The sequence below is a fragment of the Sphaerisporangium sp. NPDC004334 genome, from assembly GCF_053602655.1.
Genome location: NZ_JBSGDZ010000009.1, coordinates 67202 through 85851, shown reverse-complemented (window position 1 = coordinate 85851; position 18650 = coordinate 67202). Strand labels below are relative to the sequence as shown.

Annotated in this window: 16 protein-coding genes and 1 riboswitch; of the genes, 7 read left to right on the top strand and 9 right to left on the bottom strand. The window is 73.7% G+C overall.

What is annotated here, in order from left to right:
• The first annotated feature begins 108 nt into the window (after window positions 1-108).
• Window positions 109-1098: an aldo/keto reductase gene (locus ACWEN6_RS13100; protein WP_452570370.1), complete on the top strand. Its 990-nt coding sequence runs from the start codon at window positions 109-111 to the stop codon at window positions 1096-1098.
• A 77-nt stretch (window positions 1099-1175) separates the two neighbouring features.
• Here the strand turns inward: ACWEN6_RS13100 and ACWEN6_RS13095 are convergent, their stop codons facing one another.
• Both ACWEN6_RS13095 and ACWEN6_RS13090 read right to left on the bottom strand, forming a co-directional pair.
• Window positions 1176-2219 carry an SDR family oxidoreductase gene (locus ACWEN6_RS13095; RefSeq protein ID WP_452570369.1) on the bottom strand — a complete coding sequence of 348 codons (1044 nt, stop codon included), beginning with the start codon at window positions 2217-2219 and terminating at the stop codon, window positions 1176-1178.
• Window positions 2220-2238: 19 nt separating this feature from the next.
• Window positions 2239-2691: a MerR family transcriptional regulator gene (locus ACWEN6_RS13090; protein WP_452570368.1), complete on the bottom strand. Its 453-nt coding sequence runs from the start codon at window positions 2689-2691 to the stop codon at window positions 2239-2241.
• Between the two features lie 265 nt (window positions 2692-2956).
• On the opposite strand from ACWEN6_RS13090, the gene ACWEN6_RS13085 reads away from it, so the two are divergent.
• Together ACWEN6_RS13085 and ACWEN6_RS13080 are read left to right on the top strand one after the other, a co-directional pair.
• Window positions 2957-3169 (top strand): hypothetical protein, encoded by a 213-nt coding sequence (locus ACWEN6_RS13085; protein WP_452570367.1) that lies wholly within the window; start codon window positions 2957-2959, stop codon window positions 3167-3169.
• 73 nt (window positions 3170-3242) lie between these two features.
• Window positions 3243-3326, top strand: a riboswitch (ZMP/ZTP riboswitch).
• A gap of 151 nt (window positions 3327-3477) precedes the next feature.
• A complete protein-coding gene (locus tag ACWEN6_RS13080; protein ID WP_452570366.1) occupies window positions 3478-4350 on the top strand; it encodes a bifunctional 5,10-methylenetetrahydrofolate dehydrogenase/5,10-methenyltetrahydrofolate cyclohydrolase in 873 nt (290 codons plus the stop codon).
• Between the two features lie 42 nt (window positions 4351-4392).
• Here the strand turns inward: ACWEN6_RS13080 and ACWEN6_RS13075 are convergent, their stop codons facing one another.
• Together ACWEN6_RS13075 and ACWEN6_RS13070 are read right to left on the bottom strand one after the other, a co-directional pair.
• Window positions 4393-5649 carry a low temperature requirement protein A gene (locus tag ACWEN6_RS13075; protein ID WP_452570600.1) on the bottom strand — a complete coding sequence of 419 codons (1257 nt, stop codon included), beginning with the start codon at window positions 5647-5649 and terminating at the stop codon, window positions 4393-4395.
• Between the two features lie 108 nt (window positions 5650-5757).
• A complete protein-coding gene (locus ACWEN6_RS13070; RefSeq protein WP_452570365.1) occupies window positions 5758-6453 on the bottom strand; it encodes a TetR/AcrR family transcriptional regulator in 696 nt (231 codons plus the stop codon).
• Window positions 6454-6549: 96 nt separating this feature from the next.
• Between ACWEN6_RS13070 and ACWEN6_RS13065 the strand changes: the two genes are divergently transcribed.
• The gene (locus ACWEN6_RS13065; protein ID WP_452570364.1) at window positions 6550-7560 is read left to right on the top strand and encodes an aldo/keto reductase; all 1011 of its coding nucleotides are present in this window, start codon (window positions 6550-6552) and stop codon (window positions 7558-7560) included.
• Window positions 7561-7583: 23 nt separating this feature from the next.
• On the opposite strand, the gene ACWEN6_RS13060 is transcribed toward ACWEN6_RS13065, so the two are convergent.
• A complete protein-coding gene (locus tag ACWEN6_RS13060) occupies window positions 7584-8636 on the bottom strand; it encodes an aldo/keto reductase (protein WP_452570363.1) in 1053 nt (350 codons plus the stop codon).
• Between the two features lie 115 nt (window positions 8637-8751).
• Here ACWEN6_RS13060 and ACWEN6_RS13055 point away from each other — a divergent pair, with 115 nt between their 5' ends.
• Entirely contained in the window at window positions 8752-9303 is a 552-nt protein-coding gene (locus ACWEN6_RS13055; protein WP_452570362.1) for a TetR/AcrR family transcriptional regulator, read from the top strand.
• Between the two features lie 191 nt (window positions 9304-9494).
• On the opposite strand, the gene ACWEN6_RS13050 is transcribed toward ACWEN6_RS13055, so the two are convergent.
• Window positions 9495-10109, bottom strand: coding sequence for a TetR/AcrR family transcriptional regulator (locus tag ACWEN6_RS13050; RefSeq protein ID WP_452570361.1), 615 nt, complete (start codon window positions 10107-10109; stop codon window positions 9495-9497).
• 57 nt (window positions 10110-10166) lie between these two features.
• Here ACWEN6_RS13050 and ACWEN6_RS13045 point away from each other — a divergent pair, with 57 nt between their 5' ends.
• A complete protein-coding gene (locus ACWEN6_RS13045) occupies window positions 10167-10886 on the top strand; it encodes an SDR family oxidoreductase (protein WP_452570360.1) in 720 nt (239 codons plus the stop codon).
• A 303-nt stretch (window positions 10887-11189) separates the two neighbouring features.
• On the opposite strand, the gene ACWEN6_RS13040 is transcribed toward ACWEN6_RS13045, so the two are convergent.
• Window positions 11190-12716 (bottom strand): gamma-glutamyltransferase family protein, encoded by a 1527-nt coding sequence (locus ACWEN6_RS13040; protein ID WP_452570359.1) that lies wholly within the window; start codon window positions 12714-12716, stop codon window positions 11190-11192.
• A gap of 57 nt (window positions 12717-12773) precedes the next feature.
• Between ACWEN6_RS13040 and ACWEN6_RS13035 the strand changes: the two genes are divergently transcribed.
• A complete protein-coding gene (locus tag ACWEN6_RS13035) occupies window positions 12774-13550 on the top strand; it encodes a sulfotransferase family protein (RefSeq protein WP_452570358.1) in 777 nt (258 codons plus the stop codon).
• 43 nt (window positions 13551-13593) lie between these two features.
• Here ACWEN6_RS13035 and ACWEN6_RS13030 read toward each other — a convergent pair whose 3' ends face one another.
• Both ACWEN6_RS13030 and ACWEN6_RS13025 read right to left on the bottom strand, forming a co-directional pair.
• Window positions 13594-14388: a peptidylprolyl isomerase gene (locus ACWEN6_RS13030; RefSeq protein WP_452570357.1), complete on the bottom strand. Its 795-nt coding sequence runs from the start codon at window positions 14386-14388 to the stop codon at window positions 13594-13596.
• Complete coding sequence (locus ACWEN6_RS13025; protein ID WP_452570356.1) at window positions 14388-18647, bottom strand: glycoside hydrolase family 38 N-terminal domain-containing protein; 4260 nt, start codon at window positions 18645-18647, stop codon at window positions 14388-14390. The genes ACWEN6_RS13030 and ACWEN6_RS13025 overlap by 1 nt, the downstream gene beginning before the upstream one ends.
• Between the last annotated feature and the right edge of the window lie 3 nt (window positions 18648-18650).

The following is an 18650-nucleotide window of genomic DNA, read 5'->3' as shown; positions in this document are numbered from 1 at the left end:
GCCACTCCGCACGCCGGCGGAGCACGGGGGTTGACCTGGAGCGCGCTCCAGCGTCCAGACTCCTGCACGACGCGCCGGCGCACGGCCGGCCCGCCGAGAGGAGAGCCCGTGAAGTACCGCGCGATCGGCACCGACCCGCGGACGCGCCGCGAGGTCAGCGTGATCAGCCTCGGCGCGATGCTGTTCGGCACGGCCACCGACGAGGCGACGTCCTTCGCCATCCTCGACCGGTATCTGGAGGCCGGCGGCACCTTCATCGACACCTCCGACAACTACGCGTTCTGGGTGAACGGCACCCAGGGCGGCGAGAGCGAGGAACTGCTCGGCCGCTGGCGCCGCGACCGGGGCGTGGGACACGAGATCGTCATCGCCACCAAGCTCGGCGCGCGGCCCCTCGCCCCCGGCACCGCCTTCGGCCCGGACGTCGAGGGGCTGTCCGCCAAGGTGATCAGGGAGTCCGCGGAGCGCAGCAGGGAACGGCTCGGGGTGGACCGCCTGGACCTGCTGTACGCGCACATCGAGGACCCGCGGGTCTCCCTGCGGGAGACCGTCGAGGGGTTCGCCGAACTGGTCGCCGAGGGCGCCGTCGGCCTGCTCGGGGTGAGCAACCACTGGGCCTGGCGGGTGGAGCGCGCCCGGGCCCTGGCCGCGGCGTCCGGGCTGCCCGGCTACGAGGTCCTGCAGTACCACCACAGCTACCTGCGGCACCGCACCGACCTGCCCAGCCTGCGCTCCCCGGACGGAAACCAGGGCGTGACCGGCCCCGACCTGCTCAGTTATCTGCGGGCCGAGCCGGATCTGGCCATGGTCGCCTACTCCCCTCTGCTGAAGGGCGCCTACGTCCGTGACGACCGGCCCCTCGGCCCCGGCCACGACCACGCGGGAACACCCGCCCGCCTGACCGCCCTGCGCGAGGTGGCGAAGCAGACCGGCGCCACCCCGAACCAGGTCGTGCTCGCCTGGCTGATCGGCGGCGAGATCCCGATGATCCCGCTGGTGGGCGCCTCCTCGGTGGCCCAGCTCGACGAGACCCTCGCCGCCGTGGACCTCGAACTGACCCCGGAACAGCGCTCCAGGCTCGACACCGCCGGCCACTGACGGCGCGCCGGCCACCGACCACGCGGGCCGGTCCGAGCGGCGCGCGTCCCGGCGCCCGGCGGGGTGGCCGCGTCCGGTCACCCTTCCAGGAGACCGTGCCGCTTCAGGCTCTCGACGGTGTCGACGAGGGTGGTCTCCAGATCCCGCGGCCGCCAGCCGAGCAGGTCGCGGGCCTTGTCGTTGTGAATGACCGGCACGTGGCCGAGCCGGCCCGCCGCCTCCTCCAGCGCCGGGTCGATCAGCGCGCCCTCCCGCACCTGGTCGTCGGGGATCTCCGTGACGGCCATCCGCGCGGCGAGCGAGGGGAACCGGCGGGCGATGATCCGCGCGATCTGCGGGAAGGTGACCGCCGGGCCGTCGCCGACGGCGAGGAAGCGCTGCCCGGCGGCGGCGGAACCGGTCATGGCAAGGACGTGGGCGTCGGCCGCGTCACGGACGTCGACGACGCCGAAGTACAGGCGCGGGACGGCTCGCATGTGCCCGTCCAGCATGGCCCTGACGAGCTTGGTGGAGGTGGACAGGCGCGGGCTGAGCGTGGGGCCGAAGATGCCGGTCGGGTTGATCACGGTCAGCTCCAGGCCGCCGCCCTCGGTGCGCGCGAAGTCCCAGGCGGCCCGCTCCGCGAGCGTCTTGGACCGGTGGTAGGCCGGGATGTCGGCGGCCGGATCGGTCCAGTCCTCCTCGGTGTAGTCGGCGCCGGGCTTGGGGCTGTATCCGACCGCGGCGAAGGAGGAGGTCATGACGACCCGCTTCACGCCGGCGTCGCGCGCGGCACGCAGCACGCGCAGGGCGCCGTCACGGGCCGGGACGATCAGCTCGTCCTCGTGCCGCGGGGCCTCCAGGGGGAACGGCGAGGCGACGTGGACGACGTGGTCGCGGCCGGCGACCGCCTCGGCCCAGCCGTCGTCGGAGGCCAGGTCCGCGGCGACGACCTCCAGACGGCCGCCAGGGTCGGCGCCGCCGTTCCGCACGGCTTCCAGGACCTCGGCGGCCCGGCCGGGGTCGCGGACGGTGGCCCGCACGTGGTGGCCGTCTTGGAGCAGACGGACGACGACGTGCGCGCCGAGGTACCCGGAACCGCCGGTGACCAGGACGGCGCCGCCGGAGGGGGCGGTGTTCATTGTGGTGCTCCTCGGTGGCTCAGAATTCTCCGATGGCCCGTACGATCTCGGCGATCGCCCGGGACTCCGCTTCGGCGTCACCACGGCTCCGCGCGTCCCACAACTCGGCTTTGTGCCGCAGGTACCTCAGGCGCACCCGCATGCGCTCGATCTCGTCCGCGACGCGCTCGGCGTGCCGCAGGAACAGATCACGCATGTCGGTGGCCGCCTCGTCCTCGCGGGCGAGATGGGCGAGGTAGGCGCGCATGTCCTCGACGCCGACGCCCGTCGAGCGCAGGCAGGACAGGGCCTCGATCGTCTCGAGGCTGCCGGCGTCGTAGCGCCGGTGGCCACTGCTCGGGTCGCGGGGAACCGGGCCGATCAGGCCGATCTTCTCGTAGTACCGCAGCGTGGGCTCGCTCAGCCCGCTGCGGCGGGAGACGTCCTGGATCGTGAACCACGAACGGTTCCCGGAGCGCGCGGTGACTGCCATGGAAGAAGCCTCGGATACCTCAAGCGCTTGAAGTCAAGCGAACGCCGGCGCGGGAGGGGGCGGGAACGGCGCGCGGTTCACCCCGCCCTGTGCCGGCGTGACGACGATTACGCGTGGGCCCCTACCCGGGGCTCCTCCAGGACCAAACCCGCCTGTGCGCGTCGTCGGCCCCGGAGGTCTCGCCCATCCTGTCGTGGGTGACCGGCCCGCGGCCGGTGGGCGCCGGACCCTGGTTGAGCCGCCGTGAGGGGGTAGGGGGGCGGACATGGACCGACGACTGAACATCAGGCTGATCGTCGCCGTGTGCGCGTTCATAGCCTTCCTGGCCCTCAGTCTCTACGCGGGGATCGCCCAGCTCTGGTGGCTGTTCCTCTGCGGCATCCTGCTCACCATGGTCTCGGTGTCGTACGCCCTGGTGGAGGGCGAGTGGTGGAAGAGCACGCGCGGAGACGACTCCGTCCGCCCCGGCCCTTCCTGAGCGGCGGGTGAGTCCGCGTTTCGCGGCGGCCCGGCGGGGACGGCTGGCATGGCGGCGCGCGGATCGGGCATGCTTGAAGCCGCGCGACTGGCGGCAAGGGGATGGCAACGACCATCGGGGAGCCTGCTCGTGGGAGTCGACCGCCTGGGCGCCCACGGCGAGGAGCGACCATGTCCCCGTCCGCCCATGACCACGCCACCCCTGGCCACCGCCCCCCGCCCTCCGGTTCTTCCGTTCCCTCTTCTTCCGCCTCTTCCGCGTCGGCGTCCTCCGTGCCCGCCGGCTCCGCCGGGGTTTCAGCGTCGCCGGTGGGGTCAGCGCGCATCCTCGCGGGCGGACCGGTGGCGGAGGCGATCCTCGCCGACGTCGCCGGGCGGGTGTCCGCGCTGAGAGACCGGGGCGTGACCCCCGCGCTGGCCACGATCCTGGTCGGCGACGACGACGCCAGCGCCGGGTACATCCGCATCAAGCAGCGGCAGGCCGCCGAGCTCGGCTTCACCTCGCCGCACGAGCACCTGCCGGCGACCGCGACCCAGGCCGACCTGCACGCCGCCATCGCCGCCTTCAGCGCCGACCCGGCCGTCCACGGGCTCCTGGTGCAGCACCCCGTGCCGGGGCACCTCGACTACGACCGCGCCCTGCAGTCGATGGACCCCGACAAGGATGTCGACGGCATGCACCCGCTCAACATGGGGCGTCTGGCACTCGGCATTCCGGGGCCGCTCCCCTGCACTCCCGCCGGCATCGAGGCGCTGCTGGCCCACTACGGCGTCCCGGTCGCCGGCAAGGAGGTCGTCATCCTCGGCCGCGGCGCCACCCTCGGCCGGCCCCTCGCCATGCTGCTCGCCCAGAAGCGCCCGACCGCGAACGCCGCCGTCACCGTCGTGCACACCGGAGTGCCCGACTGGCCGCGCTACACCCTGCGCGCCGACATCCTGATCGCGGCGGCGGGCGTGCCGGGCATCATCACCCCCGAGCACGTCAGGCCGGGTTCGGTGGTGATCGGCGGCGGCGTCCGGTACGCCGGGCGCCGGCTGCTGCCCGACGTGGACGAGTCCTGCGAGCGCGTCGCGGGCGCGATCACGCCCCGGGTGGGCGGCGTGGGCCCCACCACCGTCGCGATGCTCTTCCGCAACGCCGTCACGGCCGCGGAGCGCGCGTCGGACGGATCGGCGCGTTAGCGGACGGGTCACTCCGGACGGCCCTCCGCTTCAGCGGAGGGCCTAGGCGTCCTCTGTCGCGCTCGCTTGTTCCACGACGCGCACGGTGTGCCGGTAGCCGACCATCTCGTGACCGACCACCTCGACGACCAGGCCCAGCGCGACGAGCGCGACCACCGAGACCAGGGCGGTCAGGTCCGGCGCCCGCGTCACGTCGATGGTTCCGCGCGAACCGGCTCTCAGACCGACGGCGACCGCCGCCACCACGGGAGCCAGGGCGGTCAGCAGCAGCGGAACGTGGGACAGATCCAAGGAGCGCATCAAGACGCTCCACATCACGAAGACCATCAAAATCACCGCTCCCACCGGAACGGCGAGCGCGAGGGCGATCTGCGACACCGGCAGGTTCTCTTCTCGCACCGCTCCGGCCGCCACGCGGAGCCCCGCCCCGATCGCCGCGATGCCACCGAAGATCGGCAGATGGGCGTACCGCCAGGCGAAGGTGCGCTCCGGCCACTTCTCCAGGATCGTTCTGGAGGGGATGAGGAAGTAGGCCCACCACAGCGTCGCCGCCATGACGAGCCCGGACGACGCGATCACCACGGCGGCGAGGGACCACCCCCTCTCGTCGACCAGGGCTTCGACCGCCGCGGTGGTGGCGGCCACGACCTCACCGACGGTGATGATGGTCAGCAGGCTGAACCGCTCGGCGATGTGGCCGGCGTTCCAGGGCGCCCTGCCCAGCTTGCCCTCGACGACGACGGGGGCCGCCATCTCGGCGATCGCGAGCACGATGAGCGCCGCGATCGTCACGCTCAGGGGCAGGGCGAGGACCGCCGTCAGCACCCACCCCGTCTGCGCGATCACGATCATCACCGCGTAGCCGATCGCCACCCGACGATGATCCGGGTCCTGCCTCGCGGCCCTGAGCCACATCGCGATGAGCGGCACCCGCATCACGATGTAACCGATCACCATCAGCGCGTTGTTCGGGCTGTGCCCCTCCACGGCGGCCGAGAAGCTCGGCGGCAGCCCGAAGATCAGGATCACGACCCCGACCATCTGCACGATGGTCGCGACCCTGAACAGCGCGTCGTCGTTGCCGTACGCGGAGGCGAACCACGTGAAGTTCATCCAGGCCCAGCTCACCGAGAAGATCGCGAACAGGTAAGCGCCGATCGACGGCCCGATGTGGCCGTCGGCCACGTGGTGGGCGAGCTGCTCGGCCGCCGCGGCGAACGCGATGACGTACGTCAGGTCGTACAACAGTTCCAACGGAGTCGAGGCACGCCCTCGTTCCCGCGGATCTCGACCGGACATCGGACGCAACCGGTGCCGGAGATCTCCCTTCAGCTGCGCCTTGATCCTCGTGTCCTCGGTCATCTCACTTCTTTCATCGGCTGACCAGCGCGGTGTCGGCGGACCGGGTCAGCGTGCCAGGCGGTCGAGCCATTCGGCGAGCAGGTTCCGCTCGCCGGGAGTGAGCCGGGGGTCGTCCGGGGCGAGGGCCGCCTGCAGCGCCACGGCCCGGCCGGCGACTCCGGCCCCGCCGCCGTCGCCCGGCGGGTCGGTGGTGACCGCGCCCAGGACGGCCTCCCTGGTGAGGGTGGACAACTCGGGATCGCGCGCGCCGGGGTCGGTGGCGATCAGGGCGAGCGTGACGCCGACGCTGGCGGCGTGGACCATCCGCGCCGCCCGGTCCACCGGGAGTCGTAGCCGCCCGGCTGCGGCGATGCGCCCGATCAGCCCGGCGAGGATCCTCTCGGACTCGCGCGCGGCCGGGGAGCCGGCCCCCGGCCGCGCGTCGCCGTACATCAGCACGTAGAAGGCGGGCCGGGATAGCCCGAAGTCCACATGCAGGTCCCAGCCGCGGCGCAGATCGGCGACGGGGTCGCCGGAGCGTCCCTGGGCCCGCTTGGCCGACAGGTACTCCTCGAAGCCGTAGGAGGCGACGGCCGCCAGCAGTCCCTCCTTGTCGCCGAACAGGCGGTACAGCGTGGGCGCCTGGACGCCGGCGGCGGCGCCGACCGCGCGGGTGGAGACCGCCTCCCTGCCCCCTTGGGTGAGCAGGTCGGCGGCGGCGCGCAGGATGCGCTCTCGGGTGCTCGGCGTCTCGACGGACATAGAACAAAGTTAACAGACCACCGGTAGCGCCGCTAAGTTAGCAGTGATACCTTTGCTTCGTTAGCAACGGAAAGAAGCGGACGATTGGACACCGCAATGCGTACGCGCACTCTCGGCACCACCGGACCGGCCGTCTCCGAGCTGGGCCTCGGACTGATGGGCATGTCCGACCTGTACGGGCCGGCCGACGAGGCCGAGTCGATCGCCACCATCCACGCCGCGCTCGACGCCGGCATCACCCTGATGGACACCGGCGACTTCTACGGCATGGGGCACAACGAGATGCTGCTCCGCGACGCGCTCAAGGGGCGGGCCCGCGAGCAGGTCGTCATCAGTGTCAAGTTCGGCGCCCTGCGCGACCCGGACGGCGGCTGGGGCGGCAACGACGGCCGCCCGCAGGCCGTGAAGAACTTCCTCGCCTACACCCTGCGCCGCCTCGGCACCGACCACGTCGACGTCTACCGTCCCGCCCGGCTGGACCCGGACGTCCCCATCGAGGAGACGGTCGGAGCCATCGCCGAGATGGTGAAGGCGGGTCATGTGCGGCACATCGGCCTGTCCGAGGTCGGCGCCGAGACCCTGCGGCGCGCCCATGCCGTACACCCGATCTCCGACCTGCAGATCGAGTACTCCTTGCTGTCGCGGGGCATCGAACGGGACATCCTGCCGGCCGCGCGCGAGCTCGGCATCGGCGTCACCGCCTACGGCGTGCTGTCCAGGGGGCTGCTGAGCGGGCACTGGAGCCCCGGCCGGGCGCTCGGCGCGGGCGACTTCCGCGGCATGAGCCCGCGCTTCCAGCAGGAGAACCTCCAGCGCAACCTCGACCTGGTGGAGGCGCTGCGCCGCGTCGCCGAGGCCAAGGGGGCCAGCGTCGCGCAGCTCGCCCTGGCCTGGGTCGCCGCCCAGGGCGAGGACATCGTCCCCCTCGTCGGCGCCCGCCGCCGCGACCGGCTGGCGGAGTCGCTGGCCGCCGCCGACCTGGCGTTGACCCCGCAGGATCTCGCGGACATCGAGCGGGCCGTCCCTGCCGGGGCCGCCGCCGGCGACCGGTACGCCACGGCCCAGATGAGCCACCTCGACAGCGAGGCCCCGGGCAACGAATCCTGATCGCCCGAAGGCCCCGGCGTACTTCAGAGGTTGGCGAAGCCGGGGGTGCGGGCCTTGATGCGTTCGAGTTCGCGTGCGTCGGAGACGCCCTGCAGGTCGGAGCGGGGGGTGTAGGGGGATTCCAGGCGGCGGGCCTCCTCGTCGGTGAGGTCGAGGTCGAGGGAGGCGACGGCGTCGTCGATCTGCCCGATGGTACGGGCGCCCACGACGGGGGCCGCGACGACGGGGTTGCGGCGCAGCCAGGCGAGGGCGACCTGGGCACGGGTGACGCCGTGGGCGTCGGCGATGACGCCGACCTCGTCGAGGATCCGCCGGTCGCTGTCGGCGTTGGCCTTGGTGTAGAGCATGTCGGCGTAGGAGCCGTCGGTGGCGGCGCGGTCGGTGGTGTGCGCCTGGTCGGCGGGGCGCGCGAGCCGGCCGCGGGCCAGGGGGCTCCACACCATGGTGGCGACCCCCTCGTCGGCGCACAGCGGGAGCATTTCGCGTTCCTCCTCGCGGGCGAGAAGGTTGTAGTGGTTCTGCATGGTGACGAACCGGGCCCAGCCGTGGCGCTCCTGGAGGTGGAGGGCCTTGGCGAACTGCCAGGCGTGCATGGAGGAGGCGCCGAGGTAGCGGGCCTTGCCGGACTTCACGACGTCGTGCAGGGCCTCCAGGGTCTCTTCCAGGGGTGTTTCGCCGTCGAGGCGGTGGATCATGTAGACGTCGACGTGATCGGTGCCCAGGCGGCGCAGGCTGTTCTCGATCTCGGTCATGATCGCCTTGCGCGACAGGCCGCCGCCGTTGGGGCGGCCAGGGCGCATGACGTGGCGGACCTTGGTGGTGATGACGACGTCGTCGCGGTCGGCGTAGTCCTTCAGGGCGCGGCCGAGGATCTCCTCGCTCGAACCGTAGGAGTACATGTTGGCGGTGTCGAAGAAGTTGACGCCCGCCTCCAGCGCGTGCCGGATCAGGGGGCGGGCGGCCTCCTCGTCGAGCGACCAGACGGGGTGACCGCGGTCGGGCTCGCCATAGGTCATGGCGCCGATGGCGACCGGGGAGACGTCCAGGCCGGTGCGGCCGAGCTTGATGTAACGCAAGGGGGAGCTCCTACAATGGGGAACGAGAAACGGAGAACTCTCCGCTGACTCCGGCGACGTTAACGGAGAACTCTCCGTATTGCAATCCGCCGGCCCCCGCACGCCAGGAGAACCCATGCCCGACGCCGCGCCACAGCGCTCCGACGCGTTGAAGAACCGGGAGGTGATCCTCCAGGTCGCCCACGACGCGCTCACCGAGTCCCCCGACGCCTCGCTCAACTCGATCGCCAAGCGGGCGGGCATCGGCCCGGGCACGCTCTACCGGCACTTCCCGACCCGCGAGGCGCTGATCCTCGCGGTCTACCAGCACGACGTGGACCGCCTCGTCCGGTCCGTGCCGGAGATCCTGGCGACCCGCTCACCGCTGGACGCGTTGCGGCACTGGTTCACCACCCTGACCACCTACGTTCGCGTCAAGCACGGCCTCGGCGACGCGCTGCACAGCGATGCCGCGCAGAAGGCCATCGGCGAGACGCACGCCCCCGTCGCCGCCGCCATCGGGCGCCTGCTCGACGCGTGCGAACGCGCCGGCGAGGTCCGCCCGGGCCTCGACCCCGACGACGTTCTCCTGCTCCTGAGCTGCCTGTGGCGCACCCCCGACACCCCGGAGGGGGCCGCCCGGGCCGGCCGCCTCCTCGAACTGGCGATCGACGGCTTCCGGCCCTGAGCGGTCCCGGCGCCGTTCGCGGCGCCGGTGGAGATCATCGGGCGCACACCCCGGCTCGTCAGCGGAAGAGCACGCCGAACACGGCGCGGACACCGGTCACCATCACCGGACAAGTCCGGACCCGCATCGATCCGAGGCCGGCATCCCCCGGGCCGCACGGCTCGACGTGCTTGTCTCAGTCGGTGCGTCTCTCAGTCGCGTGAAGGCGCGAGCACGGCGAGCAGTTCCTCGACGAGCGCATGGTCGAGCGGCTCGCGGGTGGCCAGGACGCGGTACCAGAGCGTCCCGAAGACGATGTCCATGATCGTGCTCGTCGACAGCCCCGGAACCGGGCCGGGCCCGCCGCGGGCGCGGGCGCGGCCGAGCACGACGCCGAGCGCGTCGCGGCGGCGCTGGAGGAACGCGGCGCGGAACCGCTCGCCGAACTCCGGGTCGATCTGCGCCTCGGCCATCAGAGCGCACAGCATGTCCCTGACCTGCGGCGTGTCGCCCAGGGCGAAGGTCGCGGTGAGAAAGGCCCGCAGGTCGCCCTCGTAGGTGCCGGTGTCGGTGAGCGGGATGTGCAGTTCGCTCTTCTGGGCGAGGGCGTCGAACAGCACGTCGGCCTTGGTCTTCCACCAGCGGTAGATCGTCTGCTTGCCGCAGCCCGCCCGCGCGGCGATGCCCTCGACCGTCAGGCCGGCGTACCCGGCCTCGGTGAAGATCTGGAACGCGGCCGCCAGGATCGCGCGCCGGCTGTCCTCGCTGCGCTTGCGACCCGGCCTGGCGCGGCCTGCGGCGTGGTCGGGACCGGGATTGTCGTTCATCGTGAACCGATGTTAGCGTAAATAACGAGACGCAACGGTTCGAAATAAGGGGTCATCATGAGCGAGCACACCGCGCTGGTCGTCGGCGGCACGTCGGGCATCGGCCTGGCCACCGCCCGGCGGCTGCGCGCCATGGGCGCCCGGGTGCACGTCGCCGGGCGCGACAAGGCGAGGCTGGACGCGGTCGCGGCGAGCGATCCCGAGCTGGTCCGCCACCGCGCCGACGGCGGCGACGCGGGCGAGATCGGCGCCGTGGCCGAGGCCGTCGGCACCATCGACTGGCTGGTCGTGAGCCTCAGCGGCGGCGAGGGGGCCGGGCCGATCGCCGAGCTGGACCTGTCGGCCCTGCGCCGGGCCTTCGACGCCAAGCTCTTCGGGCACCTCACCACGGTGCAGGCCGTCCTGCCCCGCCTGGCGCCCACCGGGTCGATCACCCTGATCGGCGCGATCTCGGCCCGCGCCGCCATCCCGGGCACCGCGGGCCTCGCCGCCGTCAACGGAGCCGTCGAGGCCCTGGTCAAGCCGCTGGCCGTGGAGCTGGCGCCGATCCGGGTCAACGCGGTCTCGCCCGGACTGGTCGACACCCCCTGGTGGAGCGCCCTGCCCGACGACGCGCGGGAGGCCTACTTCGCGCAGTCCGCGCGGGCGCTGCCGACCAGACGGGTCGCCACGGCCGACGACGTGGCCGAGGCCGTCGTGCTGGCGGCCACCAACCGCAACATCACCGGCACCGTGATCGAGGCCGACGGCGGCGCCCGCCTGGTGTCGCTGGGCTGACCCGGGGTCTTCGGGAGGACCGGCGAGACGAAGAAGACCCCGCCGGTCGCCCGGCGGGGTCTTCTCACGAATGCGAACCGGTGTGCGGGTCGCCTCTCGGCGGAAGGCTCAACGCGGCTCCAGCCGAACGGTAATCCGCGAAGGCAATAGGTGAGGCCCGGGGACACCGGACACACCGGTCACGATTCATGTAACCGCGATCCGCCGGCGGTCATTCCCCGCCGGCCGAGAAATTCTCGGACGCTTCCGCGAGCCTCCGCCGCCCGGCACGCCTTCAGCGGGCGGCGGATGACCGCCATGCCTTCAGCGGGCGGCGACGCTGGAGATGAGGGCGCGAGGGTCGGCGGCGCCGGCGAGCACGCCGTCCGGGCGCACGTCGATCAGGTGCGCGTGCCCGAAGGACCCGCCGTAGGGCAGCGGCCGGACCTCGTGACCGCGCTCGCGCAGCCCCCGCGACCAGGGCCCGCCCTCCTCGACGTCCAGGGACGCCTCGTCCGGCGCGCTCCAGGCGTCGAAGCCGGTGAGGCCGGGCCCGAGCCGCCACCGGGGGGCGGCGACGGCCTCTCCGGGCGCCTGCCCGGCGGCCAGCAGGCGGGTGAGCACCTGCAGCAGGATCTGCGGCTGGGAGTCGCCTCCCATCGTCCCCGCGACGGTGCGCAGCGAGCCGTCCGGCCGGGTGACCAGGACAGGGGCGAGGGTGTGCGGCGGGCGGCGCCCCGGACCGTACTCGGCCGGGTGACCGGGGACCAGGGAGAAGCCGAGGCCCCGGTTGTGCAGGTTGATCCCGGTCGCCGGCTCGAAGAGCATGCTGCCGAAGCCCGCGGCGTTCGACTGGATGAGCGAGACGCCCATGCCGTCGGCGTCCACGGCGCACAGATAGGTGGTGTCGCCCGGTGCGACCAGGTCGCGCAGCCGCGCCCGGCGGCCGGAGTCGATGCCCGCGCGGCGCGCGTCCGCCGAGGCCAGCACCTCCTTCATCGGCGCGCCCTCGAACAGCACGTCGGGACGGTCGTGCCCGGCGGCCCTGGCCGCCTCGGCGAGCAGGTGGGCCCACAGGGGGTCGGCCGGGTCGGCGGGCAGGTCGAGCCCGTCGGCGATGGCCAGCGCCAGCAGCACCAGATAGCCCTGGGAGTTCGGCGGGACGGTCCACACGTCGTGCCCGTAGGCCCGGGCGCGCAGCGGCTCCACCCAGCCGGCGTTCACCCGGGCCAGATCGTCCTCGCCGTACTCCCCCGCGGCCGACCCGCCCACCGCGCCGTCGCGGCCGAGGGCGAGCAGACCCCGGCCGAACTCGCCGAGGTAGAAGCCGTCCCGCCCGCCGTCGGCCAGCGCCCGCAGCGCCCGGGCGACGCCGGGCCGCCGGATCAGGTCGCCCGGCTCCAGCGGGCCGCCGACGCCCGGCAGCACGCCCGCCGCAGGGGCGAGCGCCGGCGACGCGGGGAAGCCCTCCTCGGCGTACCGGACGGCGGGAGCGAGCAGGTCCGCGAACGGCAGCCGTCCGTAACGCGCGTGCAGGGCGAGCCAGCCGTCGGCGCAGCCGGGCACCGGGACCGATCGGATGTCGTGCTGGAACGGCATCCGGTCATGCCCCTCGGCGCGCAGCCGCACGGGGTCGGCGCCGGACCCGGCGCGGCCGGAGGCGTTCAGCGCCTCGGGCGCGCCGTCGCCGTCGTGGACGAGGGCGAACAGGTCGCCGCCGAGCCCGCAAGCGTGCGGGGCCGTGACGGCGAGCACGGCGTTGGCCGCGATCGCGGCGTCCGCCGCCGAGCCGCCCCGGTCGAGCGCGGCCAGCCCCGCCCCGGACGCCAGGTGATCGATGGTGCATACCATCCCAGACACCGCAAAGCGGGTAGACATCATGCCGGAACTGTACGACCCCTCGAATCCATGATCCAGCCCGCCGTCCCCCAAGAAAGGGTCACATCATTCGCTATCCCTCCAAGACACGCTATGACGGGCGCGCTCCGGTTGCCGGAAGGCTCCGGGCTCTGCTGTCGTGATCGGGGGGTTTCCATGTTGCGAGTCATCGGCGCCGGCTTCGGCCGGACGGGCACAATGACGCTGAGAACGGCGCTGTGCGCGCTCGGCTTCGGGCCGTGCTACCACTTCACCGAGGTGTTCGCCCACCCTGAGCACCTGCGTCATTGGGCCGCGGCGGCGCACGGCCGGCCCGGGGCCTGGCGCGTGCCGCTGGAGGGGTACGCGGCCACCGCCGACTGGCCGGGCGTGACGTTCTGGCGCGAGCTGGCCGAGGCGTACCCGCGGGCCAAGGTGATCCTCACCACCAGGGACGCCGGCGACTGGTACGAGTCGATGCGCACCACCGTGTTCGCGGCCATCAACGGGCACTTCCCCGAGACGGCCGAGCGGTTCCGCGCGTTCGAGGCTGCCGACCAGCTCGCCGACTTCCGGGAGGCCGGCCTGATCGGCCGCTCCTTCGAGGGACGCATCGACGACCGCGACCACGTCATCGGGTGTTACGAGCGGCACAACGATGACGTCCGGCGCACGGTGCCCGCCGGACGCCTGCTGGACTTCCGCGTGGAGCAGGGCTGGGAGCCGCTGTGCGCGTTCCTCGGCGCCCCGGTGCCCGATCGGCCGTTCCCGCGTTCGAACGCCCGCGAGGACTTCCGCGCCACCGTCCTGACCGACCCACCGCCCTGACCGACCCACCGCCCTGACCGACCACCGCCCTGACCGACCACCGTCAGTGGTGGTGGGTGGCGTCGGGGTGGCGGGGGTCGGCGGGGTGCTCGTAGCCGGGGTGCAGGCGGACCTTCTCCGCGTAACGGCGCTCCAGCCATTCGGCGAAGAACCGCTCGGCCGCGACCGCGGTCAGCTCGGCCGCGACGGCCTGCCCGACCGCCTCGTACGGCCGCCGCCCGCCCGGCTCGACGCGGTCCACCCGCAGCGTCCACGGCCCGCCGGGGCCGTCGACCGGGCCGACGGTCTCGCCCTCCCGCGCGGAGAAGATCGCGATCTCCAGCGGTCCCGCCAGCTCGCCGCGCCGCACCGGGCCGAACGGCGACACGCGCCCGCCCTCCACCCGGCTGACGTGGCGCGTCTCGGGGACGGTGAAACGGTCGAGGTTGCGCTCGTAGTAGCCGCGGACCTCCTCCTCCGGCGCCCGTACCCCGGCGGTGACCGCGTCGCGCAGCGCCCGCGCGAGCGGCATCGCGACCGTCACGGCCGCGATCACGCCCCCGGTGCGCAGCGCGGCCGACAGCGTCAGCGCGGGCGCGGGCCGGGTCCCCGGGCCGTCGCCGGCCTCGGTGACGCCGAGCACGGCGGCCTCCTGCTCGACCAGAGCCTCGGTGACCAGCACCTGGACCAGCCAGCGGCGCAGGTTGCGTCCCTCGGCGCCGTGCGGGCGCGGCAGGCGCGAGGCCAGCGGCCCCGCGCGCAGTTCGGCCTCGCGCGCGTCGACGTGCGCGACCGGGACGACCCGCTCCCCCACCCGCGCGGCGACCGTCCCCGCGCGGGCCGTGACGGCGCCGCCCACTACGCCTCGACCTCGACGCGCACGGCCTCGGTGTAGTGGAGCCGGCCGGCGCAGGCGATCTTGACGACGGCCCACCAGTGGCCGGGACGCGCGCCGGGCGGGGCCTGAAGGTCGAAGCGGACCCGCGCCTCGCCGCGGGCGGGGACGACCACGCCGGTGTTCCACTCGGGGACCAGCTCGAAGGTGTGCCAGGGGCTGATGAGCTGGACCTGCGCCGACACCTCCGTCCGGGCCGCGGAGCGCACGACCACCTCGGCCGCGCCGGAGCCGCCGGGGACCAGCCGCACGACCGGCGTCTCCAGCGTCACCTCAAGGGCGGCGTCCTCGGCCTCGCCGACGCGCAGCCGGGCCACGTCCTGGTACTCCTGCCCGCCGTGGGCGACGCGGGCGCGCAGCCAGTACTCGCCCGGCTCGGCGTCGCCCGGAGGCGACACCCGCACGGTGAAGGCGGCGTGCCCGCCGGGCGGCAGCGCGTACGGCCGCTCGGCCGGCTCGCAGGACCACCCTTCCGGCGCGACGAGGGTGACGACGCCGGACGCCTCGCCCTCGGTCAGCCCCGAGGCGACCGACACCTCCAGCTCGACCGGCCCCGCGACCGCCGCCCCGGCCGCGGCGAGGTGGACCGCCACGGGCACGTTGCCGACCGGCGCGGGGCCGGTGTTGTTGAGCCAGTAGCGGGTGTAGACGGGCTGGTACGGCTCCGCCTCCGGCCCGAGCGCGACGCCCGGCCCCCCGGCGGCCTCCCCGGCGGCGTCTCCCGCGGCGAGCGGGGCGGTGAGGGTCGCGATCTCCATCGGCGCCAGGGGGAAGGCGGCCGGGTCCAGCTCGGCCGAAGGACGTTCGAGCAGGTCGGCGCGGTGGACGTCCGCCAGGGGCAGGGCGGTGGTCACGCGCGCGGTGACGTGGTCGCCCTGCGCCTCGTACAGGCGCAGGGTGACGCCCTCGGGCCGTCCGCCCGCCGGGCGTCCGGAGGCCAGCGGGTTGCCGGCCGCCTTCAGGGCCGCGAGCACGACCTTGCCGGCCGGCTCGACCGACAGCAGCGACGTCGTCGCGGGCAGTTCGCCGTCGTGCGCGGGGGCGGGGAGGGCGGCCAGCGGATGGTTGACGTCGTGGCCCCGGCCGACCAGCCCTGCCCTGCGCCAGTCGCCCGCCCCGGTGACCAGGGAGTACTCGAAGGAGTGCGTCCAGTGCTGGAGCTGGAAGTTCGTCCCGTCGGGGGCGGTGCGCCGCGGCGGGTCGATCCACACCCCGGACGGCCATCCGGTGCACGAGCGCAGCAGCGACAGGTGCAGCGCGCCGCTCGCGTCGACCGCGAAGCCGGGGATGCCGCGGTTGACCACGCCGATGGTGTAGTCGTCCAGCGCCGGCTCGGTGAGGACGGTCAGCTCGGCGGGCTGGGTGACCTCGATGACCGCGTCGTCCAGGTCGGCGGCGAGTTCCTCGGCCGCGCCGTCGCCGGCGACGATGAGCACCGGGAGCGCGCGCGGGCCGGTGAGGTCGGCGCTCGGCACCCAGACCTTCTCCAGCGGCTCGGCCGCGGGGACCCAGACGCGCGCCCGCCCGCCGGCGGCCAGCCGCCGGCGCAGCAGCTCGGCGTACCCGGGGGCGGCGGCCTCCAGAACCCGCGCGACGAACGGGTTCTCCTCCGGCGTGCCGAGCGCGACGCGGACGTCGGGAAGGTTGGAGTCGACGCCGAGGTCGCCGTAGCGGGGGCCGGTGGCACGGGAGCAGGTGGCGGTGACGCCCTTGCGGACCAGCGCCACGGCCACCTCGCGCGGCTCACCGCCGATGATCTCGGCGATGCCGATGGCCCGCTCGCCGACCATGGCGCCGTCCTCGCCGCGCAGCGCGACCCGGGCGGTGGAGGACAGCGCGAACCAGCCGCCCGCGGGGTTGTCCAGCGTCCAGGGGTGCTCGCCGGAGTCGACGTCGATGAGGCCGAAGCCGCGGCCGACCACGGCGTCGCCTACCTCGCTGACCGGAAGCGCGCCGGGCACGCGGGCGGGCCAGCGCAGCCGGACGAGCTGGTCGGCGCCCTCCCACTCGTCCAGGTGGGTGACGCAGTCGACGCGGTCCAGGCCGTGCCACAGAGTGATCACCTGGGTGTAGGCGGCGGGGCCGACGCGGCCGGTGACGGTGACGCGCTCGGCCAGGGCGCACGTCTCGACGAGGACCGACGTCGCCGGACGTGCGGCCGAGCCGGTGGCGGTGCCCTTGGGCACCAGGTGCCAGGGGCCCTCGTGGAACTCGGGATGCGCGGAGTACTCGTCGTGGACGACCAGCTCGTTGCCGACCCTGCCGGGCTGGAGCAGCTCGCGGTCGCGGGCGACGTCGTAGAACCGCGACACGCAGCCGCCGCGCGCCGGGTCCACCTCGACCAGATGGAAGCCGTTGGAGATGGCGGCGCCCTCGCGGGCGGCCCAGCCGGCCGGGACGGCCTCGGCGACCGGCTCGGCCCGCAGGGTACGGCAGCCGAGTGAGGGCACGTCGCGGGCGAGCACGACGACGTCGACGGCCAGCAGGCTGCCGTCCTCGTGCCGCTCGGGGTTCTCCAGCAGGACCGGCAGCTCACCGGTCTCGGGGTCGGTGACGCGGACGCCGTGCGCGCCCGGCGCGGGCAGCGCGAGCCGTACGCGGACCAGGTCGGTGCGCGGCCAGGACGAGGGGTTCCACACGACCACGGCCGTGCCCTCGCCGCGGGTGTCCACGCGGGCGGTCAGCTCGCCGAGCGAAGCGGCGAGCACGTCGCGGCCCAGGTCGTGGGCCTCGCGCCAGCCGGTGAGCAGGTCCAGGTACACCTGGTCGGACTCCGAGCCGGTGATCGCGTCGTGGTGGGCGCCGTAGACGAGCTGCCGCCACGCCTTGTCCAGGGAGGCGTGCGGGTAGCGGGCCCCGGTGGTCGCGGCGGCGAGCGTGGCGAACTTCTCGGCGTCGCCGACCAGCGACTCGGCCGCGCGCTGGGCCTGCTTGGTGTCGATGAAGGAGACGTCCTTGCCGGTGTAGATCGGGTTCATGTCCCGGGTCTGCGGCGAGACCTCGGTCAGCGAGTCCCGGACGGCGGCGAAGAACTCCTTGGGCAGCCCGACGACGAACTTCGGCGAGACATATCGGGCGTTCCAGTCGCGGTGGATCGCGGTCACCCACTTGTTGGGCGGGGTGTAGTCGCTGCCGATGGGCAGCAGCAGGTTCCGCGTGGCCGCGACCTTCCTCAGCCGGACGAACAGCTCGTACACCGCCTCCTCGGCGGCGGCCAGGTCGGCGGCCGAGTCCATCCACCAGCCGGCGCTGTAGTGCGCGGGCATGTAGTGGGTGAGCACGCCCTTGCCGGACGGCGACAGCCACTCGAACTCGGCGGGGAACTGCATGGTGTCCGGGTCGCCCCAGCCGTCGCGCTCGCGGTCGCGGCCGGTGAGCATCGGCCCCCACTGGTGGTACGGCCCGCGCGCCCAGGAGCTGGAGGTGAGCCCGGCCTCGGCGATCAGGCCGGGGAACTGCGGGTCGTGGCCGAACACGTCGAGCTGCCAGGCCGTGGCCGGGTCGCCTCCGACGACGTCGCGCTGGAAGCCCACGCCGTAGACGATGTTGCGGATCGTCGACTCGGCCGAGGTGAGGTTGGTGTTGGGCTCGTTGTAGGTGCCGCCCATCAGCTCGACGCGGCCCTCGGCGAGCAGCCGGCGCAGGTGGCCTCGGTCCTCGGGGTGGGCGTCCCAGTAGGGCTTGAGGTAGTCGACCTCGGCCAGCACGAACTTGAAGTCCGGGTCGCGGCGCGCGGTGTCCAGGTACTCGCGCATCAGGTCGAACCCGGCCTTCTGCCCGTCCCACCGGAACTCCTGGGAGACCGGGCCCGCCTGGTCCCAGGAGGTGGTGTAGGCGGCCTGGGTGTTCCACCAGACCGGGTCATAGTGGAAGTGCGGCACCATCCACACCGTCCAGCCGGACTCGGCCACCACCAGCTCGCCCGTCGCGACGGCGCCCCCGCCGGGCCCGTCCCCCGCGAGGTCGTCACCGTACGCGACGTCACCGGCCGCGACGTCGCCGGCCGCGCCGGAGACCGTGACCTCGATGGGCACGCGCGTGCCGGGCGCGGCGTCCGCGGACACCGCCACCTCGGCCGGACGGCTCGCCGTGCGGGCGCCGCCGGCGACGCCGGGCCCGGTGACGCGGACCTCGATCTCACCCGGTGGTCCGTCGACGTGGACGCGGACGACCTGCCCGGCCTCGACGAAGAGCTCGGTGGATTCGACGCTGGTGATACGCAAGGG